General features: G+C 69.2%; 26 protein-coding genes and 1 riboswitch. Of the genes, 19 read left to right on the top strand and 7 right to left on the bottom strand.

Annotated elements, in window-relative coordinates; all coding sequences use genetic code 11:
• Positions 1 to 21: 21 nt before the first annotated feature.
• Entirely contained in the window at positions 22 to 801 is a 780-nt protein-coding gene (locus QQK63_RS15330; protein ID WP_277822157.1) for an inositol monophosphatase family protein, read from the bottom strand.
• Positions 794 to 1,849, bottom strand: a complete 1,056-nt coding sequence (locus tag QQK63_RS15325; protein WP_277822159.1) for a glycosyltransferase family 4 protein — start codon at positions 1,847 to 1,849, stop codon at positions 794 to 796. Before QQK63_RS15325 ends, QQK63_RS15330 begins: the two co-directional genes overlap by 8 nt.
• Before the next feature lie 315 nt (positions 1,850 to 2,164).
• Between QQK63_RS15325 and QQK63_RS15320 the strand changes: the two genes are divergently transcribed.
• Together QQK63_RS15320 and QQK63_RS15315 are read left to right on the top strand one after the other, a co-directional pair.
• Positions 2,165 to 4,132, top strand: coding sequence for a polysaccharide biosynthesis protein (locus tag QQK63_RS15320; protein ID WP_277822161.1), 1,968 nt, complete (start codon positions 2,165 to 2,167; stop codon positions 4,130 to 4,132).
• Positions 4,129 to 5,331, top strand: coding sequence for a hybrid nucleoside-diphosphate sugar epimerase/sugar transferase (locus QQK63_RS15315; protein ID WP_277822163.1), 1,203 nt, complete (start codon positions 4,129 to 4,131; stop codon positions 5,329 to 5,331). The genes QQK63_RS15320 and QQK63_RS15315 overlap by 4 nt, the downstream gene beginning before the upstream one ends.
• Before the next feature lie 154 nt (positions 5,332 to 5,485).
• Here QQK63_RS15315 and cobT read toward each other — a convergent pair whose 3' ends face one another.
• Both cobT and cobU read right to left on the bottom strand, forming a co-directional pair.
• Positions 5,486 to 6,490, bottom strand: a complete 1,005-nt coding sequence (cobT, locus tag QQK63_RS15310; protein ID WP_277822165.1) for a nicotinate-nucleotide--dimethylbenzimidazole phosphoribosyltransferase — start codon at positions 6,488 to 6,490, stop codon at positions 5,486 to 5,488.
• On the bottom strand, positions 6,487 to 7,002 hold the full coding sequence (cobU, locus tag QQK63_RS15305) for a bifunctional adenosylcobinamide kinase/adenosylcobinamide-phosphate guanylyltransferase (RefSeq protein ID WP_277822167.1): 516 nt from the start codon (positions 7,000 to 7,002) through the stop codon (positions 6,487 to 6,489). Before cobU ends, cobT begins: the two co-directional genes overlap by 4 nt.
• 30 nt (positions 7,003 to 7,032) lie before the next feature.
• Here cobU and QQK63_RS15300 point away from each other — a divergent pair, with 30 nt between their 5' ends.
• The 4 genes from QQK63_RS15300 to cobD are packed head-to-tail and all read left to right on the top strand — an operon-like array spanning position 7,033 to position 9,896.
• Positions 7,033 to 7,179, top strand: coding sequence for a hypothetical protein (locus QQK63_RS15300; RefSeq protein ID WP_277822169.1), 147 nt, complete (start codon positions 7,033 to 7,035; stop codon positions 7,177 to 7,179).
• A gap of 3 nt (positions 7,180 to 7,182) precedes the next feature.
• Complete coding sequence (locus QQK63_RS15295) at positions 7,183 to 7,968, top strand: propanediol utilization protein (RefSeq protein WP_277822171.1); 786 nt, start codon at positions 7,183 to 7,185, stop codon at positions 7,966 to 7,968.
• Complete coding sequence (gene cbiB / locus QQK63_RS15290) at positions 7,965 to 8,906, top strand: adenosylcobinamide-phosphate synthase CbiB (protein ID WP_277822173.1); 942 nt, start codon at positions 7,965 to 7,967, stop codon at positions 8,904 to 8,906. Before QQK63_RS15295 ends, cbiB begins: the two co-directional genes overlap by 4 nt.
• Positions 8,907 to 8,909: 3 nt before the next feature.
• The gene (cobD, locus tag QQK63_RS15285) at positions 8,910 to 9,896 is read left to right on the top strand and encodes a threonine-phosphate decarboxylase CobD (RefSeq protein WP_277822175.1); all 987 of its coding nucleotides are present in this window, start codon (positions 8,910 to 8,912) and stop codon (positions 9,894 to 9,896) included.
• On the opposite strand, the gene QQK63_RS15280 is transcribed toward cobD, so the two are convergent.
• Positions 9,876 to 11,324 (bottom strand): cobyric acid synthase, encoded by a 1,449-nt coding sequence (locus tag QQK63_RS15280; protein WP_277822177.1) that lies wholly within the window; start codon positions 11,322 to 11,324, stop codon positions 9,876 to 9,878. The genes cobD and QQK63_RS15280 overlap by 21 nt on opposite strands.
• Before the next feature lie 28 nt (positions 11,325 to 11,352).
• Positions 11,353 to 11,961: a cob(I)yrinic acid a,c-diamide adenosyltransferase gene (gene cobO, locus QQK63_RS15275; protein WP_277822179.1), complete on the bottom strand. Its 609-nt coding sequence runs from the start codon at positions 11,959 to 11,961 to the stop codon at positions 11,353 to 11,355.
• A gap of 39 nt (positions 11,962 to 12,000) precedes the next feature.
• Positions 12,001 to 12,230, top strand: a riboswitch (cobalamin riboswitch).
• A gap of 61 nt (positions 12,231 to 12,291) precedes the next feature.
• Here cobO and QQK63_RS15270 point away from each other — a divergent pair.
• Genes QQK63_RS15270 through cobJ form a run of 7 tightly spaced genes read left to right on the top strand, consistent with a single transcriptional unit; the run spans position 12,292 to position 20,369 of the window.
• Positions 12,292 to 12,723 (top strand): DUF1636 domain-containing protein, encoded by a 432-nt coding sequence (locus tag QQK63_RS15270; RefSeq protein ID WP_277822181.1) that lies wholly within the window; start codon positions 12,292 to 12,294, stop codon positions 12,721 to 12,723.
• A gap of 1 nt (position 12,724) precedes the next feature.
• The gene (gene cobW, locus QQK63_RS15265) at positions 12,725 to 13,780 is read left to right on the top strand and encodes a cobalamin biosynthesis protein CobW (protein ID WP_277822183.1); all 1,056 of its coding nucleotides are present in this window, start codon (positions 12,725 to 12,727) and stop codon (positions 13,778 to 13,780) included.
• 28 nt (positions 13,781 to 13,808) lie between these two features.
• On the top strand, positions 13,809 to 17,096 hold the full coding sequence (gene cobN, locus QQK63_RS15260; protein ID WP_277822185.1) for a cobaltochelatase subunit CobN: 3,288 nt from the start codon (positions 13,809 to 13,811) through the stop codon (positions 17,094 to 17,096).
• Entirely contained in the window at positions 17,093 to 18,262 is a 1,170-nt protein-coding gene (gene cobG, locus QQK63_RS15255; RefSeq protein ID WP_277822187.1) for a precorrin-3B synthase, read from the top strand. The genes cobN and cobG overlap by 4 nt, the downstream gene beginning before the upstream one ends.
• 3 nt (positions 18,263 to 18,265) lie before the next feature.
• Positions 18,266 to 18,895: a precorrin-8X methylmutase gene (locus QQK63_RS15250; RefSeq protein ID WP_277822189.1), complete on the top strand. Its 630-nt coding sequence runs from the start codon at positions 18,266 to 18,268 to the stop codon at positions 18,893 to 18,895.
• On the top strand, positions 18,892 to 19,620 hold the full coding sequence (locus tag QQK63_RS15245) for a precorrin-2 C(20)-methyltransferase (RefSeq protein ID WP_277822191.1): 729 nt from the start codon (positions 18,892 to 18,894) through the stop codon (positions 19,618 to 19,620). The genes QQK63_RS15250 and QQK63_RS15245 overlap by 4 nt, the downstream gene beginning before the upstream one ends.
• Complete coding sequence (cobJ, locus tag QQK63_RS15240) at positions 19,617 to 20,369, top strand: precorrin-3B C(17)-methyltransferase (protein WP_277822193.1); 753 nt, start codon at positions 19,617 to 19,619, stop codon at positions 20,367 to 20,369. The genes QQK63_RS15245 and cobJ overlap by 4 nt, the downstream gene beginning before the upstream one ends.
• Here cobJ and QQK63_RS15235 read toward each other — a convergent pair.
• Positions 20,342 to 21,097: a cobalt-precorrin-6A reductase gene (locus QQK63_RS15235; protein ID WP_277822195.1), complete on the bottom strand. Its 756-nt coding sequence runs from the start codon at positions 21,095 to 21,097 to the stop codon at positions 20,342 to 20,344. The two genes, cobJ and QQK63_RS15235, sit on opposite strands and share 28 nt — an antisense overlap.
• On the opposite strand from QQK63_RS15235, the gene cbiE reads away from it, so the two are divergent.
• The 6 genes from cbiE to cobF are packed head-to-tail and all read left to right on the top strand — an operon-like array spanning position 21,096 to position 26,234.
• Positions 21,096 to 22,292 carry a precorrin-6y C5,15-methyltransferase (decarboxylating) subunit CbiE gene (cbiE, locus tag QQK63_RS15230; RefSeq protein ID WP_277822197.1) on the top strand — a complete coding sequence of 399 codons (1,197 nt, stop codon included), beginning with the start codon at positions 21,096 to 21,098 and terminating at the stop codon, positions 22,290 to 22,292. The genes QQK63_RS15235 and cbiE overlap by 2 nt on opposite strands.
• Positions 22,289 to 22,657 (top strand): cobalamin biosynthesis protein, encoded by a 369-nt coding sequence (locus QQK63_RS15225; protein WP_277822286.1) that lies wholly within the window; start codon positions 22,289 to 22,291, stop codon positions 22,655 to 22,657. The genes cbiE and QQK63_RS15225 overlap by 4 nt, the downstream gene beginning before the upstream one ends.
• Positions 22,654 to 23,448, top strand: a complete 795-nt coding sequence (gene cobM / locus QQK63_RS15220) for a precorrin-4 C(11)-methyltransferase (protein WP_277822199.1) — start codon at positions 22,654 to 22,656, stop codon at positions 23,446 to 23,448. Before QQK63_RS15225 ends, cobM begins: the two co-directional genes overlap by 4 nt.
• Positions 23,441 to 24,763, top strand: a complete 1,323-nt coding sequence (locus tag QQK63_RS15215) for a cobyrinic acid a,c-diamide synthase CobB (RefSeq protein ID WP_277822201.1) — start codon at positions 23,441 to 23,443, stop codon at positions 24,761 to 24,763. The genes cobM and QQK63_RS15215 overlap by 8 nt, the downstream gene beginning before the upstream one ends.
• Positions 24,760 to 25,491 carry a uroporphyrinogen-III C-methyltransferase gene (gene cobA / locus QQK63_RS15210; protein WP_277822203.1) on the top strand — a complete coding sequence of 244 codons (732 nt, stop codon included), beginning with the start codon at positions 24,760 to 24,762 and terminating at the stop codon, positions 25,489 to 25,491. Before QQK63_RS15215 ends, cobA begins: the two co-directional genes overlap by 4 nt.
• Positions 25,488 to 26,234 carry a precorrin-6A synthase (deacetylating) gene (cobF, locus tag QQK63_RS15205; RefSeq protein WP_277822205.1) on the top strand — a complete coding sequence of 249 codons (747 nt, stop codon included), beginning with the start codon at positions 25,488 to 25,490 and terminating at the stop codon, positions 26,232 to 26,234. The genes cobA and cobF overlap by 4 nt, the downstream gene beginning before the upstream one ends.
• Positions 26,235 to 26,355 lie beyond the last annotated feature (121 nt).

The raw sequence follows: 26,355 nt of genomic DNA, 5'->3' as shown, positions 1-26,355 counted from the left end.
GCAGGCGCGGGGGATAAGGGGCTAACCCCTCAGAATCGTCGCGAATCCGCTAAAAAGAGCAGGCGTCGCCGCAACGACGGTTCCGGTATCTTCGGGGCGTTCGTCCTTGTCCCAGCCTTCGACGATGGCCCCGGCCTCCCGCAAGAGGACGAGGCCTGCGGCGATATCCCAAGGTTGGAGCCTGCGTTCCCAAAACCCGTCCAGCCGCCCTGCCGCGACATAGGCCAGATCGAGCGCCGCTGCCCCCATCCGGCGCGCCCCCGCGCAATGCGGCATCAGCCGGGCGATATCGGCCGCGTGATCGTCGATATGATCCATGCCGCCGAAAGGAATGCCCGTACCAAAGAGCGCCGCCGACAGATCGGCGGTGCCCGACACAGCGATGGGCCTGCCGTTCAGCGTGGCCCCCCTGCCCCGACACGCGCTGAAGGTTTCGCCGCGCACCGGATCATGCACCACACCCAGCACCAGGTCGCCATCGCGCTCCAGCGCGACGGACACCGCCCAATGCCCGATGCCACGCAAGAAATTGGTGGTTCCGTCCAGCGGATCGACGATCCAGCGCCGCCCGTTTCCGGCGCGCGCACCGGTTTCCTCGCCCAGCCAGCCATCGTCGGGATGCGCGCCGGAAATGCCCGCGCGCAGATGTGCCTCGGCCTCGCGGTCGGCCTCGGACACGAAATCGCCGGCCCGTTTTGTGGTGACATGCAGCCCCGCGCGGTCTGTCCAAGCGCTCAGAAGGCCCGCGCCGGCCTCCGCCGCAAGCCGTTCGGCAAGGGCGAGATCGGCGGCATCATCCACGCGCCGACACCTTGTCGAAGACCGCGCCCACCAGGCGCGCGGAGGCGTCCCACCCCGGCAGTGCCGCCCCTGCCAGCGCCGAAGCCGTGGCCATGCCCGCGCGGGCGACAGCATCGACAAGAACCTTGGCAAGGGCGTCGGCAAAGGCCTCGGGGTCATCGGGGGGCACCAGCAGCCCCGCCCCCGGCGCGACGGTATCGGGCACGGCACCCGTCGCGCAGGTCACGATCGGCAGACCATGGGCCATCGCCTCGTCGAACACGATGCCATAGCCTTCGTAGCGGGTGGCAAGGGCAAAGACGCTTGCCTGTCCATAGAGGCGGGCCAGTTCCTCGCCCGAGACGCGTCCGGCCAACCGGACCTGCCCGGAGAGCCCGTGATCGGTGATCAACTGCGCCAGCAGCGCGGCGTGATCCGCGTCAAGTGCCGATCCCGCGATAACGGCCTGCCAGCGATGGTCGCGCAGCCGGGCCAACGCATGGATCAGCACGTCATGCCCCTTGCGCGGGACCTGAATGCCGACCGACAGGATCAGCGGCGGGTCGGATTTCGCCACCCGGCCAAGCGGGCGATCCGTGCCGGGCCGTGCGATGGTGATGTGATCGGCAGGAACGCCGTAATCCGACACCAGCAGCGCGGCAGTATGGGGGCTCGGCACGACGACATGGGCGGCCAGCGCGAGATTGTCGCGCTCGGTCCGGTAAAGATGATCGCGCGCCGCAGGGGCAAGCCCGCTTTCATGGGCAAGGGGATGGTGGACCAAGGCCACGATCGGCGCCGCCATGCCCGTCAGCACCGATCTGTCCATCGCGCCCATCGCCAGCCCGTCGATCAGGACCGGGCAATCGGATGCAACGCGCGCCAGACGCTCGGCCGCGTCGGCCATGTCGGCGGGCGTGGGATCGGGAAAGGACCCGGCGAGCCGGATGTGGGCCACATCGCGGCCTTGGTTGCGCATCTCGGTCAGCAGGCGGCGGTCGTAGATATACCCCCCCGTGAGGGTTTCGAGATCGCCGGGAACGGCAAAGGCGGCACGGGGGCGTGTCATCGGAAACTCCGGAGCGGGATGGGTGGCGTCGGCGTGAATGTGACACGGTCCCGCGGCAGGGCAACCGCGAAGTGGTTGCAAGATCGTCGTCTTTCGATCCGGCACCATGGCGGCGCGGGCGCAAAACTGGGTCGCAGCGGTGCCTTAGGGCCTGTCCGGCAGGCGTTTGATCTTGCAGCCTTGGCCCGGACGGGTCATTACCTCGTCAGCCCGCCGGGCGTCTCACGCCTTTGGCGCGCAGATGTCGGGGCTGCAACCAACCACGGGATCATGGTCAGATCCTGACCGCGCGCTGACATCAGGATGATCGCACGGATGCCGACGAGCCCCCCCAAAAGGTCGCGAAACCCACCCGCCCCCGGCGGTCTGGCTCGGCTTTTGTCGCTGTCGCGCCTGCACAAGCGCATCTTGCAGGTCGGGGCCGATTGCGTCCTCTTGGTGGCCAGCTTCATCCTCGCGATGGGCCTGCGCTACGACAGTTTCTTTTTCCTGCCGGACCCGCGCATCTGGATTGCCATCGGCGTGACCCTGCCCGTCACCATCATGTTCTTCGCGGTGACGGGATTTTACCGGGCGGTAATCCGCTACATCTCGTCCCGGGCCTTCGTGACCATCGCGCGCGGCATCGCTGTTTCGGCAGTGGTCCTGTTCATCGTGTCGCAGACCTTCACCCTTGCCGTGCCGCGCTCGGTGCCGGGCATCTACGCGATGCTGGCGCTGATCCTTGTCGGGGGGTTGCGGTTCGTGCTGCGCGAATTGTTCCGGCGCGAATTGCGCCAGGGTCTGACACCGGTGGTCGTCTACGGGGCGGGCACATCCGGCCAGCAACTGGTCGCCTCGCTGTTGCGCGGCCACGACTACCTGCCGCTCGCGCTGGTCGACGACAACCCGGCGCTCCATGGCAACGAGGTGAACGGCCTGCGCGTGATCGCACCGCAGGACATCCCCGGTCTGGTCGAGAATTTCGGGATCGAGCTGGCGCTTCTGGCGATGCCGCGCGCGCCCCGGTCACGGCGCCGCGAGATAATCGAGCATCTGGCCGATTTCGGCGTACGGGTCCGCACCGTGCCCAACATGGAAGACATCATCACCGGGCGCGCACGCACGTCCGACATCGTCGATGTCTCGGCGGAAGACCTGCTGGGGCGCGATCCTGTCGACCCCGTGCCGGAGCTGATGTCGGCCAATATCCGGGGCAAGGCCGTCATGGTCACCGGCGCGGGCGGCTCCATCGGGAGCGAACTCTGCCGCCAGATCCTGCGCGAAGCGCCGTGCGACCTGATCTTGTTCGACCATTCGGAACCGGCGCTCTACACGATCCAGATGGAGCTTCTGGCGCTGGCCTCCACCTTGGCCGATCCGCCGCGGATCCATGCCGTGCTGGGCTCCGTCCAATCGCAGCGCCGCCTGTCCGAGACATTGGCACGCCACTGCGTTCAGACCGTGTTCCACGCGGCCGCCTACAAGCACGTGCCGCTGGTCGAGGGCAATGTCGCAGAAGGGCTGCGCAACAATGTCTTCGGCACCAAGACCGTGCTCGAGGCCGCGATCGCGGCGGGCGTGACCTCGTTCACGCTGATCTCGACGGACAAGGCCGTGAGACCGACCAACATCATGGGCGCGTCCAAGCGCGTGGCCGAAATGGTCTGTCAGGCCTTTGCCGAGGCGCAAGATGACACCCGCATCTCGATGGTGCGCTTCGGGAATGTGCTGGGCTCCTCGGGCTCGGTCATCCCGCTGTTCCGGCAACAGATCGAAAAGGGTGGGCCGATCACCGTGACCCATCCCGAGATCACGCGCTATTTCATGTCGATCCCCGAAGCCGCGCAGCTGGTGATCCAGTCCAGCGCCATGGCGCGGGGCGGCGATGTCTTCCTCTTGGACATGGGGCAGCCCGTGCGGATCCTCGACCTTGCGCTGCGCATGGCCGCGCTGTCGGGCCTGAGGCCCAAGATGGAGGAAGAAACCGGGGTCGAGGGCGATATCGCGGTGCGGATCACGGGTCTGCGCCCCGGTGAGAAACTCTACGAGGAATTGCTGATCGGCGCCGATGCGAAGCCGACGGCGCATCCCAAGATCATGACCGCACAGGAAGGCTACCTGCCCATGCCCGAGCTTGCCCCGCTGCTCGACGCCCTCGACCGCGCCACCTCGGACGAGGATCTGGAGGCGGTGCAGGCGCTCTTGCGGCAGGCGGGAACGGGCTACAGCCCGACCGCTCATCCGTCGCTGGAGGCCGAGGGCAGCGCAGCGATGGGCGTTGACCTGGAGGGGGCGCCATGAAGATCGCGATCACGGGTGCATCGGGGTTCGTTGGGCGCCAGCTTGTCCCCCGGTTGGAGGCGGCGGGGATCGACCTGCTGCTTCTCGGGCGGGACACCGAGGTCCTCGCGCGGCTTTTCCCCGGTCTGCCGCATGGCACGACCGAAACGCTCGCGGATGCAGGCGTTGATCTTGTCCTGCACCTTGCCGCGCGCAACAATGACAGGCCGGGATCGCAGGCCGATTTCGATGCGGTGAACGTGGATGTCGCGCTGGACCAGCTGCGCGCGGCGCAGGCGGCGGGGATCGGGCGCTTCGTCTATGTCTCCTCGATCCACGCGCTCGACCCGCGCAACGCCAGCCCCTATGCCGAAAGCAAGCGGCGCGGTGCGGCTGCCGTTCTCGCAGCGGCGGGCGCGACGGAGGTGTCGATCCTCTACCTGCCCGCCGTGCAGGGCGACAGTTTCGCGGGAAAGCTCGCGCCGCTGAACCGCCTGCCCCCGGCGCTGCGCAGCCCTGCCTTTCGCATTCTGGCCGCGCTCCGCCCGACTATCGGGATCGACCGCATCGCCGCCCATCTGGTGGCAGGTGCGCCGCCCGGCGAGGATCACCGCCTGATCCTGACCGAGGCGCAACGGGGCAATTGGGTCTATGCCGCCTTTATGCGGCTGGTGGATCACGTCTTCGCCCTCACCATCCTTCTGGGGTTTTGGTGGGTGCTGCTGGCCGCATGGGTGGCGGTCAAGCGCGATACGCCCGGACCGGGTCTCTTCGGGCAGCCGCGCATCGGGCGGGACGGCAAGGTCTTTACCTGCTGGAAATTCCGCACCATGCAGGTCGGCACGACGCAGGCGGGCACGCATGAGGTCTCGGCCGCGTCGGTCACGCGGGTGGGCGCCTTCCTGCGACGCACCAAGATCGACGAATTGCCACAGATCTGGAACATCCTGCGTGGCGAGATCGCGCTGATCGGGCCGCGCCCCTGCCTGCCGGTCCAGACCCAGCTGATCGAAGAACGGCGCAAGCGTGGCGTGCTGGAGGTTCTGCCCGGCATCAGTGGCCTTGCGCAGGTGGAAGGGATCGACATGAGCGACCCGGTCCGCCTTGCCCGGCGCGACGCCGATTACATCGCGCTGCGCGGCATCTTGCCCGACATCCGGCTGATCCTGCGCACCGCACGGGGCGGTGGACAGGGCGACAGGGTGCGCGGCACCGCCTGATCGCTGCGGCCGGCTGCGCGCCACCCGACCCGATCGGCGGGGAAACGGCTTTGACGGTTTCGCCTGCCACACTTGCCCACGCCGCGCCTTTGCCGGGGTTTGGCGGTTGCAGCCCAACCCCGGTTCGGCTGAACACCCTTCCGAGACGTCAGACCTAGCCGATCCCCGCCTCGGCAAAGGTCGCCATGCCGTCATGGCAGGCCAGCGCGCCGCGCAGCACGCCCAGCGCCAGAGCCGCCCCCGTCCCCTCGCCCAACGCCATCGACAGCGACAGGATCGGCGGCTTGTCCATGGCCGCGACCAGCCGTGCATGACCCGGTTCCGCGCTCAGATGCCCAATCAGGCAATGGTCGAGCAGGTCGGCGCGCGCGCCGTGCAGTGGGGCCACGGCCGCCGTGCAGATGTAGCCGTCGAGGATCACGGGAATACGCGCCATCCGTGCGGCCAGAACCGCGCCGCAGATCGCCGCCTGTTCACGCCCGCCAAGCGCCGCCAGCGCCTGCAAGGGGGCAAGCCCCATGTGACGCGCGAGACCGCGCCCGATGACCTCTGCCTTCCGCGCGACGCCCTCGGCATCGCTGCCCGTGCCGCGCCCGACCCAATCGTCCGGCGCACCGCCGCAAACGGCCAGCGCCAGTGCCGCCGAGACAGTCGAGTTGCCGATCCCCATCTCACCGAGGATCAGGACATCGGCCTGCGGATCGACGGCCGCCGCCCCCCGGCGCAGCGCGTCAAGACATTCGTCCTCGGTCATCGCGGGGCCTTGGGTGAAATCGGCGGTGGGCCGGTCAAGGTCGAGCGGCACGACCGTCAGATCAGCCCCCGCCACCTTGCACAGCTGGTTGATCGCAGCACCGCCCGCCTCGAAATTGGCGACCATCAGGGCCGTCACCGCTTGTGGAAACGGGTTCACACCTTGCGCGCAGATGCCATGATTGCCCGCGAAAACCAAAGCCTGCGCGCGCTCGATCCGGGGCCGCGCGGTTGCCCGCCATCCGGCCATGAACGCCGCCAGATCCTCCAGCCGACCAAGCGACCCGGGCGGCTTGGTCAGTTGGGCCTGACGGTCGCGGGCGGCTTCGATCGCAGCGGAATCGGGGCTCGGCAGATCGAGGCGAAGGATATCGTCCAGCCGGGCGATGTGGGACAGGTCGGTCATTGCGGTTTCACTTTCAGGGGTAGGCCAGAGACACAGAACCAGACTTCATCACAGATCTGCGCGAGGCGCTGATTGGACAGGCCCGCAGCATCGCGAAAGGCGCGGGCCAAGGCGTTTTCGGGCACGATGCCCGATCCGACCTCGTTGGTGACGAAGACAACGGGGGCGCTCAGGCGTGGAACCAGATCGGTCAGTTCCGCAACCGTCGCCTCCCAATCGTGATCGCCGAGCATCAGGTTGCTGAGCCAGAGCGTGACGCAATCGACAAGCCGCGGCTTGCCCTGCCCATCGCTGTCGCGGAGAGCACCAACCAGATCGAGCGGCGCGTTGACCGTGGTCCATTCCGGCCCGCGCCGGGCACGGTGACGGGCGATACGATCCTCCATCTCGGCATCGAAGGCTTCGGCGGTGGCGATGTAGATCGCGGGGTCGCCCAGCCCCAGCGTCATGCGCTCGGCCAGTTGGCTTTTGCCCGAACGGGCCCCGCCCGTGATGAGGATCGACTTTGCCATGGCTTCGTGAAAAAGCAGGTTTGCACAACCTTGGAAACCCCGATCTTGGCCCAAGCTTCGACCGATCCGACGCAGATGCCGCGCCGCCCTTTCGCCACGGGGCGGGCGCGTCCGGGGCGCGGCGTCATGTCCCGGCACATCGGCTGCGCCTGCCGCGCCGCGCGGCACTATCTCTGAGCCATGGTTTTCGTCGCGGGACATTTCGGGGAATGGATTCAGGGCCTTGTCGGCGGCTCGCTTGCGCTGGTCACGCTCGATTGCCGCGACAGGGGGGTGCGGGCGACATGGCAAGATGCGCCCCAGCTCGCGCTCGACGATCCCGCGGGACTGATCGGGACACCACGGGCCAAGGCGCTGCTCGAAGCGGTCGGGGTTGCACCAAGGGGCAAGATCACCATCGCCCCCGACCTGCCGCCCGGCGGGGGCGCGGGCATGTCGACGGCGGCGCTCGTGGCGCTGGCGCGCGCGGCGGGCGGCGACGAGGCGCGCTGCGCCGCAGCCTGCCTGTCGGTCGAAGGTGCGGTCGATCCCCTGATGCTGGACACACCTGATTCCGTGCTCTGGGCCCCGCGCAGCGCCACCGCCCTCGCGCCGCTGCCGCCCCCGCCAAGGGCCACCATCCTCGGCGGGTTCTGGGGCGCGCCATACCGCACTGATCCGGGAGACCACGACTTCCCACCGGTCGACGACCTGATCGCGGAATGGTCACAAGGCCCCCACCTGTCCGAGGCCGCGCGCCTTGCCAGCCTGTCGGCCAGCCGGACCACGGCGCGTCGTGGCCCCGGGGATGATCCGACCGAGGGCCTTGCCCAACGCCTTGGCGCACTTGGCTGGGCGCGGGCGCATACCGGCTCGGCCCGGGCGTTGATCTTTGCCCCCGGCACCCTGCCCGAAACGGCCGGCGCCGCGATGCGTGCGGCGGGCTACGACCACGTGATGCACTTCGAAACCGGGGGGCGGACATGAGTTTCGCCGCGATGATGGCACTGGCACTCGGCATCGACGCGCTGATCGGCTGGCCCGCGCGGGTCTATGCCCGGATCGGGCATCCCGTGACATGGATCGGCGCGCTGATCACTACCATCGAAACCCGCTGGAACCGGGGCGGCGTCGCGTCCCGCAGGGCGCGTGGCGCGGCCTGCACGTTTGTGGTTGTCGGGGCGGCGACCCTACCCGCGCTGGCGGTTCAGGCGGCGCAGCCAGACGGGTTCGTCGGTCTTGCCTTGGGCGCGATCCTCGCATGGCCACTGATCGCGGCGCGCTCGCTCCATGACCATGTGATCGCGGTGGCCCGTCCGCTTGCGGCGGGCGATCTGGAGGGCGCGCGCCATGCCGTCTCCATGATCGTGGGGCGCGATCCCACTCGCCTCGACACGGCGGGCGTCGCGCGAGCGGGGTTGGAAAGCCTTGCCGAAAACGCCTCGGACGGGATCGTCGCGCCGCTCTTCTGGGGGGCCATCTTCGGCCTGCCGGGCATCGCCGCCTACAAGGCGATCAACACGCTCGATTCCATGATCGGCCACCGCAATGCCCGCTACGAGGATTTCGGCAAGGTCTCGGCGCGGCTGGACGATCTGGTGAACCTGATCCCCGCACGGCTGACGGGATTGGCCTTTGCGCTGGTCGCCTCCCGCCCCGGTGCGGCGCTGCGCGCGATGTGGCGCGACGCGGGCAAGCACCGCTCGCCCAACGCGGGCTGGCCCGAGGCGGCGATGGCGGGCGCGCTCGGCATCCGCCTGTCCGGGCCGCGCGCCTATGGCGACACGGTTTCGCCCGAGCCATGGGTGAACGCAGCATCCCCTGACCCGGTGCCGCAGGACATGGCGCGGGGTCTTGCGCTTTATGTGCGGGCGATGATCCTGTGCGGGGCGGGGCTGGCGCTCATGGCCCTTGCGGGAGGCTAGGGGATGACCGGGCAGGCACGCGATCACGGCGGCGATCTGGACAGGGCGCGCGCCGCTTATGGGGGCGGAGACTGGATCGACCTGTCGACCGGCATCAACCCCCTGCCCTATCCGATGCCCCAGATCCCGCCCCATGCGCTCAACGCCCTGCCCACCGCCACGGATATGAGCGCGCTGCAACGGGCAGCCGCCAAGGCCTATGGCGCGCGGACGGGCATCGTGGCGCTTGCAGGCGCGCAAGCCGCGATCCAGCTCGTGCCCCGGCTGCGTCCCGCAGGCACCGCCGCCGTCCTCAGCCCCAGCTACAACGAACATGCCGCAGCCCTTGCCGCGCAGGGCTGGCAGGTGCGCGCGGCAAGCGACCTCTCCGCCATGGCAGGCGCCGATCTGGCCGTGGTGGTCAACCCCAACAACCCCGACGGGCGCGTCTGGCCGCCCGAGGGTCTGGCGCGGCTGGCAGGCGATGTGGGCCTCTTGGTCGTCGACGAAAGCTTTGCCGATCCCACACCCCACCTGTCGCTCTGCCCGCAGCTGCACGATCTGGGCGAGCGGGCCTTGGTCCTGCGCTCCTTCGGCAAGTTCTATGGGCTGGCCGGTCTGCGGCTGGGCTTCGCGCTCGGCGGGGCGGCAGCGCTCGACCGCCTGCGCGCGCTGTCCGGCCCGTGGGCGGTCAGCGGTCCGGCCATCGTGGCCGGAACAGCGGCATTGGCCGATGAAACATGGCAACAGGCCACGCGCGCCCGCCTTGCCCGCGATGCCGAACGGCTCGACGCGATCGCCGCCCGCGCCGGTTGGTCGCTTGTCGGCGGTACGACGCTCTTTCGCACCTTCGAGACCGGCGACGCGATGGCCGCCCGCGACCGCCTTGCCCGCGCCCGGATCTGGACGCGCGCCTTTCCCTACAGCACGGGCTGGCTGCGTCTGGGTCTGCCCGGCCATGCCGCAGGATGGGACAGGCTGGAAAACGCCCTAGCGGGCAGCGGCCAGTAACCCCTCGACATCGAGATGGGTTTCCAGATGCGCCGCCAGCGCATCGAGCGTGGCATCGACGCCCGCGTCATAGCCATCGGTCGCCGATTGCACCCCGAACCCCGCCAGATAAGCCGCACGGAACCGGTCATCGCGGAACATGCCGTGCAAGTAGCTGCCCGCGATCTTGCCATCCGCGCTGACCGAACCCTCGGCCATGCCCGCGACACGGGCAAAGGGCCGCGCGCGGTCGGGGCCGTCGGTTTCCCCGATATGGATCTCGTACCCATGAAAGCCCGCGCCGGTGGCGCAATGCGTGGCCACAACCTCGGTCAGGCGCTTTTTTTGCGTCATCACGGTGGCCACGTCCAACAGCCCCAGCCCCGGATCGGCCCCGGCAGGCCCCTCGATCCCATCGGGGTCGGCAACCTCGCGGCCCAGCATCTGGTAGCCGCCGCAAATCCCCAGCACGTGACCGCCGCGCCGCACATGGGCGGCAAGGTCCAGATCCCAGCCCTGCGCGCGCAGATAGGCCAGATCGCCCCGCGTCGATTTCGTGCCGGGCAAGATCACCAGATCGGCGTCGCCGGGGATGGCCTGCCCCGCGCCCAGCATGGTCAGCCGCACCCCCGGTTCCTGCGCCAACGGATCCAGATCGTCGAAATTCGCGATCCGGCTCAGCGTCAGGCAAACCACATGAAACCCCTCGGCCCGGCGCGGCTTGGCGAGGTCCAGCGCATCCTCGGCGGGCAGTTTCCACGCATCGGGAAACCACGGGCAAACCCCGTAGCCGCGCCATCCGGTCCGCTCCGCGATCAGCGCATAGCCATCGTCGAACAGCGACGGATCACCCCGAAACCGGTTGATCAGGAAACCCGCGATCATCGCCGCATCCTCGGGCGCGATCACGGCCTGCGTGCCGATGATCTGCGCGATCACGCCGCCCCGGTCGATATCACCCGCCAGCACCACGGGGACGTCCGCCGCGCGCGCAAACCCCATGTTGGCAATATCGCCCGCGCGCAGATTGACCTCGGCCGGGCTACCCGCGCCCTCGACCAGCACAAGATCATGGGCGGATTTGAGCCGCCCGAAGCTTTCCAGCACGGCTGCCATGAGCTGCGGCTTCAGCCGCTGGTAATCGCGCGCCCGCGCCGTCGTGAGCCGCTGCCCCTGCACGATCACCTGCGATCCCACATCGGTTTCGGGCTTGAGCAGCACCGGGTTCATGTCGGTATGGGGCCGAAGACCCGCCGCCCAGGCCTGCAAGGCCTGCGCGCGCCCGATCTCGCCGCCATCGCCCGTGACGGCGGCATTGTTCGACATGTTCTGCGGTTTGAACGGGGCGACCGACAGACCGCGCTTGCGCGCCGCCCGGCACAGGCCCGCCACCAAAAGCGACTTGCCGACATTGCTGCCGGTGCCCTGGATCATCAGCGCGCGGGTCATCAGCGCCCCCGCATCGGATGGCAGCCCATCAGAATTCGATGCCCTTCTGCGCCTTCACCCCGTCCTTGAACGGATGCTTGGTCAGCGTCATCTCGGTCACCAGATCGGCGGCCTCGATCAGTTCGGGCTTGGCGTTGCGGCCTGTCAGGCAGACATGGGTCATGCGCGGCTTTTGCGTCAGCAAGAAATCGACCACCTCGTCGATGTCGAGGTAATCGTAGCGCAGCGCGATGTTGATCTCGTCCAGAAGCACGAACTGGATCTCGGGGTCGAGGATCTGTTCCTTGGCCATGCGCCAGCCGTTCTGCGCCGCCGCCACGTCGCGCTCGCGGTCCTGCGTTTCCCAGGTGAACCCTTCGCCCGAGACGTAGAACCGGCAGTCTTCCGCGAAACGCTCCCGCAGGAAGGTCTTTTCCCCCGTCTCCCAATTGCCCTTGATGAACTGGACCACGGCACAGGGCATCCCGTGGGCGATGCAGCGCATGATCATGCCGAAGCCGCTCGAGGATTTGCCCTTGCCCGCACCGGTATGGACGATGATCAGACCCTTTTCCTCGGTCTTGGTCTTCATCATCTCGTCACGCGCCGCCTTGATGCGCTTCATCTTTTGGTTGTGGCGAAGGGTCACGTCATCCATCGGAAGGGCTCCTTGAAACTTGACAGTGCCGGTGGGGCCTGAGCATCTGTCCCTGCTGGTGCCTGTGCTAACAGGTGAAAAGGGAATGCGCGAGGCCCCAAGGCGGGGCCGAACCGCAGCCGCCCCCGCGACCGTGACCGGAGAGGTCGCCCCATGGCCACTGACCCCAGATCGAAGGGTCGGGAAGGCCGGGCGACCGACAGGACCCCCTCCCCGGAGGACAGCCTGACATCCGCAAGCCGGGAGACCTGCCAGCACGACGAAGCAACCCGGGCGGGGTGCCCCGGTGTCGGATCGGCGGCCGCTTGGTGCTGCCCTTCGGCCCGTGACATGCCCGACACCGACGATGGAATGGATGGACAGCGCATGGCGCGAGCCGCAGAGCCGGTGGAACTGCTTGTCTGCACGAAATGCAGACAGGGGATGGAGGCGCCGGAAGATGCCGAACGGCCCGGGACGATCCTGTGCCGCGCGCTGGCCGAACAGGGGATCGAGGGCGTGACGATCACGCCGGTCGAATGCCTGTCGAATTGTTCGCGCGGCTGCACCGTCGCGCTGCGCGGCCCGGGTCGCTGGACCTATGTCTACGGCAATCTCGATCCCGCCCAGCACCCCGACCTGATCCGCGAGGGGGTCACGAAATACGCCGCGACCGCCGATGGCGTTGTGCCGTGGCGCGAACGGCCCGAACATTTCCGCAAGAATTGCATCGCGCGGGTTCCCCCGCTTGCCCCCCCTGCCCCCAATCTCGGAGAGATGTGACATGGCCAATCTCGAAAAACTTCCCGTCACCGTGATCACGGGCTTTCTGGGCTCGGGCAAGACGACGCTCATCAGCCAGTTGATGAAAAACCCCGGCGGCAAGCGTCTGGCCATCGTGGTCAACGAATTCGGCGATGTCGGCGTCGATGGCGAGATCCTCAAAGGCTGCGCCATTCCCGAATGCCCGGTCGAAAACATCGTCGAACTGGCCAATGGCTGCATCTGCTGCACCGTCGCCGATGATTTCATCCCCACGATCGAGGCGCTGATGGCGCTCGACCCCCGCCCCGATCACATCTTGATCGAGACCTCGGGCCTTGCCCTGCCCAAACCGCTTTTGAAAGCCTTCGACTGGCCGGCGATCCGCTCCAAGATCACCGTGGACGGCGTCATCGCGCTGGCCGATGCCGAGGCCGTGGCCGCGGGCCGCTTCGCCCCCGATGTCGCCGCCGTCGATGCCCAGCGCCTTGCCGATGACAGCATCGACCATGAAACGCCGCTCTCCGAAGTGTTCGAGGACCAGATCGCCTGCGCCGATATCGTGCTTCTGACCAAGCCCGATCTCGCCGGACCCGAAGGCGTGGCCCGCGCCCGCGCCCTGATCGAGGCCGAAGCGCCCCGCAAGCTCCCCATCATCGAAGTGGCCGAAGGCGCGGTAGACCCGCGCGTGATCCTCGGGCTCGAGGCCGCCGCCGAAGATGACATGGACGCCCGGCCCAGCCACCACGACGGCCATGACGACCACGAACACGACGATTTCGACAGCATCGTGATCGACATCCCCGAAATCGCGGATCCCGCGGACCTCGTCGCCCGGATCGCCGATCTGGCCCGGAGCCAGAACATCCTGCGGGTCAAGGGCTATGCCGCCGTCGCGGGCAAGCCGATGCGGCTGCTGGTGCAGGCGGTGGGCGCGCGCGTCCGCCACCAATACGACCGCCCCTGGACCGCGGCCGAGGGGCGGCGCGGTCGCCTCGTGGTGATCGCGGAACATCACGATATCGACGAAGCCGCGATCCGGGGTATCCTGATCCCCGAAGCGCAGGCCGCCGAATAGGGCCGCGGAGCGACGCCGGACCGCCCCCATGCATGTCATCTTCCGCGAGAGCCACGGGCTCGACGAGACCGAGACACCGACCGATCTGGGGCAATCGCCCGCCGATCTGGTCGTGCTCTCGCTCTCGGACAGCGATCTGGGGGCTTTCGCGGCGGGCTGGCATCGCGGTGGCGGGCCCGAGGGGCGGCTGCCCTCGCTGCGGCTCGCCAATATCGTGGCGCTGAAACACCCGCTGTCGGTCGACACCTATGTCGAACAGACATTGGCGGGGGCCAAAGGCATCTTGATCCGGCTCATCGGGGGCGTGCCCTATTGGCCCTACGGCCTGCAACAGATCGAGGCGCTCGCCCGCGAAAAGGGGATCGCGCTGGCCGTCCTGCCCGCAGACGGACGGCCCGACGCCCGGCTCGACGCGATCTCGACCGTGCCCGCCTCCACGCTGCGCCGACTGGCGCAGCTCTGCGACACCGGCGGCGCGGTTGCGGCACAGGCGGCGCTGGCCCAGATGGCGCTCGCCGCAGGGCTTTACGCAGGCCCTGTACCGGGCGCCAAGACGCTGCCATCGGTCGGCGCGTGGACGCCGGAGGATGGCGTAGCCTGCCCCGCGCCCGCGACCTTTGCCGATGACGCGCCGCTGGTCGCCGTAGTCTTCTACCGCTCCTACCTCGTTGCCGCCGATCTCGCCCCGATCGAGGCGCTTTTTGCCGCCCTGCGCGCGCGGGGCTTCCGCGCCCTTGGCCTCTTCGCCCCCTCGCTCAAGGCACCGGGCGCCCGCGAATGGCTGGAGGGGCAACTGCGCCGCCTTGCCCCGGTGGCGATCGTCAATGCCACATCGTTCTCGGGGCGCGGCGATGCCGGGCGTTCGCCGCTCGACGCAGCCGATGTGCCGGTGTTCCAAGTCGCACTCTCCACCGCGACCCGCACCGCTTGGGAAGAATCCGACCGTGGCCTGTCGCCCGCCGATCTCGCCATGCATGTCGTCCTGCCCGAGGTCGACGGGCGGCTGTTTGCCGGTGTCGCCTCCTTCAAGGAACCGGCCCAGCGCGACCCGCATCTGCAATTCGCCCGCTACGCCCATGCCGCCGATCCCGCGCGCATCACCGCCATCGCGGACAAGGTGGCAGCGTGGCATCGCCTGTCGACCACCCCGCCCGCCGAGCGGCGCATCGCGATGGTCCTTTCGACCTATCCGGGACGGGCATGGAACATGGCCCATGCCGTGGGCCTCGACGCGCTTGCCTCGACCGAGGCGATGCTGGAGGATCTGGCCCGCGCAGGCCATGCCACGCCCCCCGGCCCCGCCCTGCACAAGGCGCTGGACCAAGAGCGCATCACATGGCCGATGGACGCCTATCGCGCGGCCCTCGCCTACCTGCCCCAATCCTTGCGCGACGATCTGCAAACCGCATGGGGCGCGCCCGAGGATGATCCCGACGCCACCGCCGATGGCTTTGCCTTCACCGCCACGCGGCGCGGTCAGGCACTTGTGGCGCTGCAACCCGAACGCGGCACGCCCGCCGCCCGCGACGCGGAATACCACGATCTCGCGCGCATTCCCCGCCATGCCTATGTCGCCTTCTACCTCTGGCTCCGCGACCGCGCCGATGCGCTTGTCCATGTCGGCGCGCATGGCACGCTGGAATGGCTCCCGGGCAAATCCGTGGCCCTCTCTGGGGCTTGCTGGCCCGAGGCGCTGATCGGCCCGCTGCCCGTCATCTATCCCTTCATCGTCAACGATCCGGGCGAGGCCGCTCAGGCCAAGCGCCGCATCGGGGCGGTGACGCTCGGCCATGTGCCGCCACCCCTCAAACCCTCCGGCACGCCCGGCAGGCTCGCCCGGCTCGAGGCGCTGCTCGACGAATTTTCCAATGCCGACGGGCTCGACCCGCGCCGCCGCGACCGGCTGATGGCCGATATCCGCGACGAGGCCCGCAGCCTCGGGGTGGAGGGCGATCTTGGCATCGACCCCGCCGCCTCCACCGCCGAGGCGATCACCCGGATCGACCGCTTCGTCTGCGACGTGAAGGAAAGCCAATTCGGCGACGGCCTCCACATCTGGGGTCGCGCGCAGGCGGATCAGGCCGCCTTCGACAGCGCCGCCGCCGCCACGGGCGAGGCACGCGCGCTGATCGACGCAATGGCGGGTCGCCGGATCGAGGCGGGACCATCGGGCTCGCCCTACCGGGGACGAACCGATGTCCTGCCGACCGGGCGCAACCTCTACACCACCGACCCGCGCAGCGTGCCCACGCGCGCGGCCTTCCGGCAGGGCGTGGCGTTGGCCGACGAACTGATCCGCAGGCATCTGCAGGACGAAGGCGATTGGCCGCGCGGCATCCTCATCGATCTTTGGGGCTCGGCCACGATGCGCACGGCGGGCGAGGAATTCGCCATGGCGCTGGCGCTTCTGGGCGTGCGGCCGGTCTGGGACGCAGGCTCCGAACGCGTCTCGGGGATCGAGGTCGTGCCCATAGCCGAGCTTGACCGCCCCCGCATCGACGTGACGCTGCGCGTCTCGGGCCTCTTCCGCGATGTCTTCCCGACCCTCTCCGCCCTTTTCCAGCAAGCCGTCCGTGTGTTGGCCCAGCGCGACGAGGCCCCCGACTGGAACCCCTATGCCGGGCAGGAGGGCGCACGCGTCTACGGCCCTGCCCCGGGCAGTTTCGGCCTCGGCATGGGCCAGCATCTTGGCGATTATTCCGACGAGGGTCGCATGGCGGCGGGCGAGGCATGGCTTGCCGCCTCCGCCTGGGCGCTCGATGGCGACAAACAGACCCGCGACATGGACGGGCTCAAGGCCCGCGTGGCGCAGGCCGACACTTTCGTCCATCTTCAGGACCTGCCCGAAACCGACCTGCTTCTGGCCGAGGATTATGCCACCCACGAGGCGGGCTTTGCCGCCGCCCAAGCCATCGCGGGGGGCGCGGCCCGGCTCTACCATCTCGACAACACCGACCCCGCCCGCCCCCGCGCCCGCCCCCTGACCGAGGAAATCGCCCGCGTCGTGCAGGCCCGCGCCGCCAACCCCGGCTGGATTGCCGGGATGATGCGTCACGATTTCCGCGGCGCCGCCGAAATCGCGGCAACACTGGAAAACATGGCGGCCTTCGCGCATCTGGCGGGCGTCGTCGGCCCCCATCTTTTCGACCAATTCTGGGAGGCGACGCTGGGCGATCCCGCCGTCACCGACTTCCTCGAACGGGCCAATCCCGAGGCGCTGGCCGCCATGCGCGCCCGCTTTGCCGAACTGCACGCCGCTGGCCTCTGGCAATCGCGGCGCAACTCGATCCTCGCCGCGCTGGAGGCCGGGGAATGACCTCGCCCGAAATCCGTGGATGGTGCCCCGGCGCACATCGGCCCATGGCCTCGGGCGACGGGCTGGTGGTGCGGGTGCGCGCGCCCTTGGCCGAACTGACGCCAGATCAGGCACTGGGACTGGCCGAGGCTGCGGAACGCTACGGCAACGGCCTCATCGACCTGACGAACCGCGCCAACCTGCAATTGCGCGGCGTGACGCAAGGAACCCACGCCCCCCTCCTCGACGCACTCGCCCGTCTCGGCCTTCTCGACGCCGATCCGGGGGTGGAGGGGCGGCGCAACATCGTCATCGACCCGTTCCGGGGCGGCGCGGATGATCGCCAGACCCAAATCTCCACGCATCTGGCCACCGGCCTTGCCGCCGCCGATCTGGCTCCTCTGCCCTCCAAATTCGGCTTCGTCGTCGATGCAGGCGCAAACCGGCACCTTGCCGCGACCAGCGGCGATATCAGGATCGAGGCATCGGGCGGCACCCTGATCCTGCGCGCCGATGGAAGCGCCACGGGCCTTGCTGTCAGAACGCCGGAAGATGCCGCGCAAATCGCCCTCGACCTCGCGCGGTGGTTCATCGCCTCGGGCGGCATCGGCGCGGACGGGCGCGGGCGGATGGCCCGCCACCTTGGCGCGGGCCACACCCTGCCCGAGGCCTTCACAGGCGAACTGGCCCCCAACGCGGCCCTGCCCGCCCCGCAACCCGGACCGGTGCCGACCGGCCTTCTGGTCGCGGCAGGCTTCGGCCAGCTTGGCCCCGACGACCTGCGCACCCTCGCGGCGGCGGCCCCCGGCCCGCTCCGCATCACACCGTGGCGCATGCTCTTTCTGCCCGGTCTGACCAAACCCTCCGCTTTCGCCGCGCAGGGCACGCTCATCACAAATCCCACCGATCCGCTTTTGCGCATCCACGCCTGCACCGGCGCGCCCGGCTGCCCGCAGGCCAGCGTCGAAACCCGCCGCCTTGCCCGCGATCTGGCGAAACACCTCGCCCCCGGCGCCACGCTCCATGTCTCGGGTTGTGCCAAGGGCTGCGCCCATCCCGCCGCCTCAGACCTGACGCTCGTCGGCCGCGCGGGCCTGTTTGACCTTGTCACCCATGGCACCCCATGGGATGACCCCGACCGCCATGGGCTTTCGCCCGCCGACTTGCCCGACCTCATCACCGGATAGACGATGCCCTATACTTACGAAACGGACGGCGCGGCGATCTACGCCGAAAGCTTTGCCACCATCCGGGCCGAGGCCGATCTGGCGCGCTTCGCCCCCGACGAGGAACAGGTCGCCGTCCGCATGATCCACGCCGCTGGAATGGTAGGGCTCGAGGCGCATGTGCGCTTTTCCCCCGGCATGGTCGCCACGGCCCGCACGGCGCTGGAAGGCGGCGCGCCCATCTTCTGCGACGCGCGGATGGTGTCCGAAGGTGTGACGCGCAAACGCCTGCCCGCAGGCAATGACGTGATCTGCACGCTCCATGACCCGGAAGTGGCCGATCTGGCCGCCCGCCTCGGCACGACCCGCTCCGCCGCCGCGCTGGAACTCTGGCGGCCCCGCCTTGCCGGCGCGCTTGTCGCCATCGGCAATGCCCCGACAGCGCTCTTCCACCTCCTCGAAATGCTCGAAGATCCCGACTGCCCCCGCCCCGCCGCGATCATCGGCTGCCCCGTGGGTTTCGTCGGCGCGATGGAATCCAAGCAAGCGCTGTGGGAGGCGCAGGCCGCGCCCTGCGTCATCGTCGAGGGGCGGCTGGGCGGCAGCGCGATCACGGTCGCAGCCATCAACGCCATCGCGAGCCGCGCGGAATGAGCGCGGGCACCATCTACGGCGTCGGCCTCGGCCCCGGCGATCCCGAGCTGATGAGCGTGCGCGCCGACCGTCTGGTCCGCAACGCCACCCATATCGCCTATTTCCGCAAGGCCGGACGCCCCGGCCGGTCCCGCACCATCGTCGAAGGGATGTTGCGCCCCGACGTGGTCGAGATCGCGATGGAATACCCCGTCACGACCGAAATCCCGCTCGACGATCCCGCCTATGCCGAAAGCCTCGCGGGCTTTTACGAGGAGGTCGCCGAGGACATTCGCAAAACGGCACGAACCGGCGCGGATATTGTCGTTCTGTGCGAGGGCGATCCGTTCTTTTACGGATCCTTCATGCATCTCTACACGCGGGTAAGGGACCATTTACCGGTTTACGTCGTCCCCGCGATCACCGGCATGTCGGCGGCATGGACCGCGACGGGCATCCCGATCACTTGGGGCGATGATGTCTTATGCGTGCTTCTGGGCACCATGTCCGAGGAGGATCTGGCCCAACGCATGGCTGCCGCCGATGCCATCGTGGTGATGAAAGTCGGCCGCAACCTGCCCAAGGTGCGCCGCGCTCTGGCACAGGCTGGAAAGGCGGACCAGGCGTGGCTTGTCGAATGCGCCAGCATGGACGAGGAACGCGCCCTCCCCCTGCGCGACGCAGGTGACCGCGCCGCCCCCTATTTCTCCATCGTCATCGTCCATGGACAAGGACGGCGGCCATGAGGGGCTCGGTCGTCATCGCGGGCCTTGGCCCCGGCGATCCGTCGCTTGTGACACCCGAGGTGACAGCAGCCTTGGCTGAAGCTACCGATATCCTTGGCTATATCCCGTACGTCCGCCGCATCGCCCCGCGCGCGGGTCTGACGCTCCACGAAACCGACAACCGGCAGGAGCTGGACCGCGCCCGCCATGCGCTGGAGCTTGCCACGGCAGGCCACCGCGTGGTGGTCGTCAGTTCTGGCGATCCCGGCGTCTTCGCCATGGCCGCCGCCGTCTTCGAAGCGGTGGAGGCGGGCCCCGCTCCCTGGCGCGATCTCGACATCCGCGTCCTGCCCGGCATCACCGCCATGCTCGCGGCCTCGGCCCGGATCGGCGCGCCCATGGGGCATGATTTCTGCGCCATCAACCTCAGCGACAATCTCAAGCCATGGGCGCTGATCGAAAAGCGCCTGCGCCTCGCGGTGGAGGCCGATTTCGCCATCGCCCTCTACAACCCCCGCTCCAAGTCCCGGCCCGAGGGCTTTGTCCGCGCGCTCGACCTCTTGCGGCAAAGCTGCGAGCCCGAGCGCCTGATCATCTTCGCCCGCGCCGTCACCACGCCCGACGAAGCCTTTCGGGTCGTGCCGCTTGCCGATGCCACGCCGGACATGGCCGATATGCAGACCGTCGTCCTGATCGGCTCTTCGGCCACCCGCCTCATCGCGCGCGCGGGCTCACCCATCGTCTACACCCCAAGGTCCGTGCCGCAGTGAGCGATCCAGTCGAACACCTCTTCCGGGTCATGCAACTCCCGCCGCGCGGGGGCTTCGGGGCGGTCGATCATGATCACCGGCAGGCCCAGCGCACGCGCAGCCGCGATCTTGGCATGGGCGCCGGTCCCGCCCGCGTTCTTGGACACCAAGATTTCCGTCCCGAATTGCTCCATCAAGGCGCGGTCTGCCTCGGCATCGAAGGGTCCACGGTCCACGATCACCTCGGCCTGCGGAAAGGGCAGCGCGCCCTTGGGCGGATCGACCAGCCGCAACAGGTAGTGATGCTGCGGATTGGGCGCGAATTCATCGAGATGCATCCGCCCCACCGCCAGCATCACACGCGCCGCCGGACGATCCAGCGCTGTGACCGCCCCCGCGATATCGGGCACGCGGACCCAGCTGTCGCCCGCCTGCGGCACCCATGCCGGACGCGTCAGGGCGACCAGCGGCACGCCTGCCTCGGCGCAAGCCGCGACCGCGTTCCGGCTCATCTGCACGGCAAAGGGATGTGTCGCGTCGATCACATGGGTGATCCGCGCCTCGCGCAGATAGGCGACCAGCCCCGCCACGCCGCCAAAGCCCCCCACCCGTTGCGGCAGCGGCTGGCGCAAGGGGCGCTCGACCCGGCCCGCAAAGGACACCGTTCCGGACAATCCCCGCTCGGCGGCGACGCGGGCAAATCCCGTCGCCTCGGTCGTTCCGGCAAGGATCAGGAGGTTGCAGGTCATGGTTGAGGCTCCGTGGCTGACCATCATCGGTCTGGGCGAAGATGGCCCGGACAGCCTGCCCCCTGCAAGCCGCGCCGCGCTCGAAAGCGCCGAGATCGTCATGGGCCCGCCGCGTCATCTGGGCCTCCTGCCCGATCTCGGGGCCCAGCGTGTGGACTGGCCCGTCCCCTTCGCCGATGGCCTGCCGCTGCTCGAAGGGTTTCGCGGGCGGCGCGTGGTGGTTCTGGCCTCGGGCGATCCGTTCTGGTTCGGGGCCGGGTCGGTCATAGCCGCCCGGCTTGATCCGCACGAATGGCGCGCCCTGCCCGGGCCATCGACCTTTTCCCTTGCCGCCGCCCGCCTTGGCTGGCCGTTGGAGACCACGACCTGCCTTGGCCTCCATGCGGCCCCGCTTGCGCGGCTGCGCCCGCTTCTCGCCCCCGGCCAGCGCGCCCTCGTGCTTCTGCGTGACGGTCAGGCCGTGGCGGATTTGGCCGCGTATCTTGTGGCCGAAGGCTTCGGTGACAGCCGCCTGACCGTGCTCGAGGCGCTTGGCGGCCCGCGCGAGCGGATCACGGGCGGAACGGCGCACACCCTGCACGGCACCTTCGCCCATCCCGTCGCCGTGGCCATCGAGGCCGCGGGCACGGGCGCCCCCCTCCCCCGTGCCTCGGGCATCGCGGACGATTTCTTCGACACCGATGGCCAGATCACCAAACGGCCGATCCGCGCGCTGGCGCTGTCGGCGCTGGCCCCTTTGCCCGGTCAAACGCTCTGGGACATCGGCGGCGGGTCGGGCTCCATCGGCATCGAATGGTGCCTGTCCCACCCCAGCCTTGCCGCGATCAGCATCGAACCCCGCCCCGACCGCGCCGCCCGCATCCGCGCCAATGCCGACCGCTACGGGCTCGACCGCCTCACCGTGATCGAGGGCACCGCGCCGGCCGCCCTTTCTGACCTGCCCGCCCCGCAGGCGGTGTTCATCGGCGGCGGCCTGTCCGACGCGCTGATGCAGGACCTGACGCAACGCCTTGTCCCCGGCACACGGCTGGTGGCCCATGCCGTGACGCTGGAGAGCGAGGCGCTCCTGACCGAATGGAGCGCGCGGCTCGGCGGCGATCTTATGCGCGTCGAACTGGCCGAGGCCACGCCCCTCGGCACGAAACGCGGTTGGTCGCCTGCGCGGCCCATCGTGCAATGGCGGGTCACGCTGTGATCGTGGCGGGCTTCGGCTTTCGCGGCGCGGCCGATGTGGCCAGCCTGCGCGACGCGCTCGACCGCACCGGGCACACGCGGCAGGTGGGGCTGATCGCCACCGCGAAAGACAAGGCCGAAACCCCCACCTTCCAACGCCTTGCTGTCGATCTGGGGCTGCCCGCCCGCGGTGTTGACAGCGCCGATCTTGCGGCCCAACTGACGCAGACGGTATCTGCGGCCTCGCTGGCGGCGCGGGGCACCGGCAGCATGGCCGAGGCCGCGGCGCTGGCCGCCGCCGGACCGGGCGCGCGCCTGATCGTGGCGCGGCAGATCTCGGCGGATGGGATGGCCACCTGCGCCCTTGCGGAAAGGAACGAGCGATGACCGTGCATTTCATCGGGGCGGGACCCGGTGCCGCCGATCTTCTGACATTGCGCGGGCGCGATCTGATCGCCGCCTGCCCCGTCTGCCTCTATGCCGGTTCGCTCGTGCCCGAGGCGGTCCTGTCCCATTGCCCGCCGGGCGCGAGGATCGTGAACACCGCGCCCCTCGACCTCGACGCGATCATGGCGGAAATCGCCGCAGCCCATGCACAGGGTCAGGATGTGGCCCGCCTCCATTCCGGCGACCTGTCCGTCTGGTCGGCCATGGGCGAACAGACCCGCCGCTTGCGCGCCATGGGCATCCCCTACACGGTCACGCCGGGCGTCCCCTCCTTCGCGGCTGCGGCCGCCACGCTCGGGGCCGAACTGACCCTGCCGGGTGTGGCGCAATCCGTCATCCTGACCCGCACACCGGGCCGCGCCTCGTCGATGCCCGGGGGCGAGACACTGGCAGCCTTCGGCGCGACCGGCGCGACGCTGGTCATCCACCTCTCGATCCAGAACCTCGGCACGGTCGTGGCCGACCTCATCCCGCATTACGGCGCGGATTGCCCTGTGGCCGTGGTCTGGCGCGCCAGTTGGCCCGACGAACGCATCCTGCGCGCCACCCTGTCGACAATCGAAGCAGCCTTGCCCCAAGGCATCGAACGCACCGCCCTGATCATGGTGGGCCGCGCCCTTGCCGCCACCGACTTCACCGAAAGCCGCCTTTACGCCGCCGATTACGACCGCCGCTACCGCCCGCAAAGCGCCGACAGCCCATGGGCCGAATGGAGCCCCCAAGATGACTGAGGGCACGATCCCCCCCGGCCTGATCGTCTCCGCCCCCGCCTCGGGCACCGGCAAGACGACCGTGATGCTGGGCCTTCTGCGGGCCTTGGCCGAGGATGGCCTGCGCGTGCAGCCCTTCAAATCCGGCCCCGATTACATCGACCCGGCCTTTCACCGCGCAGCCAGCGGGCGGGCCTCCTACAACCTCGACACTTGGGCGATGGACGGGGCGCTTTTCGGCGCCATCGCCGCGCAGGCCGCGGGGGCCGACATCTGCATCGCCGAAGGGTCCATGGGCCTGTTCGACGGGGTCGCCACGCGCGGGCGTTCGGGGTTCGGATCCAGCGCGGAAACCGCCAAGGCGATGGGCTGGCCCGTCATCCTTGTCCTCGACGTGGGCGGGCAGGCGCAATCCGCGGCCGCAACCGCCCTGGGCTTTGCACAATACGACCCCGATCTGCGCATCGCGGGCGTGATCCTGAACCGCGTCGCAAGCCCCCGCCACGAACGCCTGACCCGTCTGGGCATGGACCGCGCGGGGCTGCCAGTTCTGGGCGCCCTGCCGCGCCGGGGCGATCTGGCCCTGCCCGAGCGTCACCTGGGTCTCATTCAGGCCGTCGAACACCCCGATCTCGACACCGCCATCGCAGGCTACGCAGCCTTCTTGCGCGAAAACGTCGATCTGGCCGCGATCAAGGCGGCAGCCCTTGGCGGGCAGCCCGCCGCCGCAGGCAGTCTCCCGCCCCCGCCCGCCCAACGCATCGCGCTGGCGCAGGATGCGGCCTTTTCCTTCACCTATCCCCATCTTCTCGAAGGCTGGCGTGCCGCCGGCGCGGAAATCCTCCCCTTCTCGCCCTTGGCGGACGAGGCGCCCGATCCTTCGGCCGATCTGGTCTGGCTGCCCGGCGGCTACCCGGAACTTCACGCAGGCACACTCGCCGCCGCCGGAACCTTCCTTTCGGGGCTGCGCCACCATGCGCAAACCCGCCCCATCCACGGCGAATGCGGCGGCTACATGGCGCTTGGGGCGGCGCTGATCGACAAGGCGGGGCATCGCCACGCCATGGCGGGGCTTCTGGGGCTCGTCACCTCCTACGAGACGCGCAAATTCCACCTCGGCTACCGCCGCGCAGTCCTGTCCCGCGCGCTGCCCGGCCATGCGGCGGGGGCGGCGCTCAGGGGTCATGAATTCCATTATTCCACCATCCTCGACCAACCCGATGCGCCCTTGGCCCGCGTCGCCGACGCCGATGGAAACCCGGTTCCCGAAACCGGCTCCCACCGAGGCAACGTGACCGGCACCTTCTTTCACCTGATCGCGGAGGATGCGGCATGACCGGCTTCGTCAGCTTCGTGGGCTCTGGCCCCGGCGACCCGGAGCTTCTGACGCTCAAGGCCGTCGACCGGATCAAGCGCGCGGATGCGATCCTCTATGACGATCTTTCGGCCGGGCCGATCCTGACCTTCGCGCGCGCCGGAGCCGATCTGGTGGGCGTCGGCAAACGCGCCGGGCGCCCCTCGCCCAGACAGGATCACGTCAGCCGCCTTCTGGTCGATTACGCGCTGGCAGGCGGGCGCATCGTGCGCCTGAAATCGGGCGATGGCGGGCTTTTCGGGCGGCTCGAAGAGGAACTGATCGCGCTCCGCGCCGAAAACATCCCGTTCGAGATCGTTCCGGGCGTCGCCTCGCCCTTCGCCGCCGCCGCCGCCGCCGGTATCCCCCTCACCCGGCGTCTGACCGCGCGGCGCGTCCAGTTCGTCACCGGCCATGACGCAAGCGGGCAGCTTCCCCCCGACCTCAACCTCGACGCGCTGGCCGATCCGCTGGCCTGCACCGTGATCTTCATGGGCAAGCGGACCTTTCCGGCGCTGGCCGAACTGCTGATCGCGCGCGGCCTGCCGCCCGACACCCCCGCCCTGCTGGCCGAGGCCGTGGGCACGCCCGAGGCGCAGAGCCGCCGCACCACCGTGGCAGCCCTTGCCGCCGATCTCGCCCAAGGGTTCAGCCCCAAGCCTGCGCTCATCTTCTACGGATCGCTTGCCGATGCGGAGGGGCTGGCGTGACCGAGCTTTGGCTGATCGGCATCGGCACCGGCAACCCCGAGCACGTCACCTTGCAGGCCCGCCGCGCGCTGCGTGAGGCGGCGCTGGTGCTCGTGCCGCGCAAGGGTCCGGACAAATCGGACCTCGCGGATCTGCGTCACATGATCCTCGCCGCCTGCGACAGCACGGCCCCGGTCGTAGAATTCGACATGCCGGTCCGCGACGACAGCCTGCCCTATGCGACGCGCGTATCCCGCTGGCATGACGAGATCGCCCTGATCTGGTCCAAGGCGCTGGAACGGGCCAACCCGCAAGGCCCGGTCGCGCTGCTCGTCTGGGGCGATCCCGGCCTTTACGATTCCACCCTGCGGATCGCCGCCCGGCTTGACCCTCGTCCGGTCCTGCGCGTCATCCCCGGCATCACCGCGCTTCAGGCCCTGACATCGGCCCATGCCATCCCCTTCAACACCGTCAATGGGGCGGTCACCGTCACCACGGGCCGGCGCTTGCGCGACCATGGCTTTCCCGACGGGGCCGACACGATCGTCGTCATGCTCGACGGCGAATGTTCCTTCCGCAGCCTGAACCCCGAGGGGCTGCATATCTGGTGGGGGGCCTATCTGGGCATGGACAACCAGATCCTCGCCTCCGGCCCCTTGGCGGAAACCGCGCCGCGCATCGTCACGATGCGGGCCGAGGCACGGGCAAGCCATGGCTGGATCATGGACACCTACCTGCTGCGGCGCGGCCCAGTCGACGGCTAGCCCGCCAAGACCCCGGGGCGCGTGGCACGGCGTCACCGATTCCAACATGCCCACCAGCAGCGGCCCTGTCGGTACGTCCGCATTCTCCGTCAGGGCACAAAAGAGCAACCCGGGGGCGCTG

Source organism: Roseicyclus marinus (assembly GCF_030163795.1).
GTDB lineage: Bacteria > Pseudomonadota > Alphaproteobacteria > Rhodobacterales > Rhodobacteraceae > Roseicyclus > Roseicyclus marinus.
The sequence above is the reverse complement of the archived record's forward strand: the minus strand, read 5'-3'. Positions and strand labels throughout refer to the sequence as shown.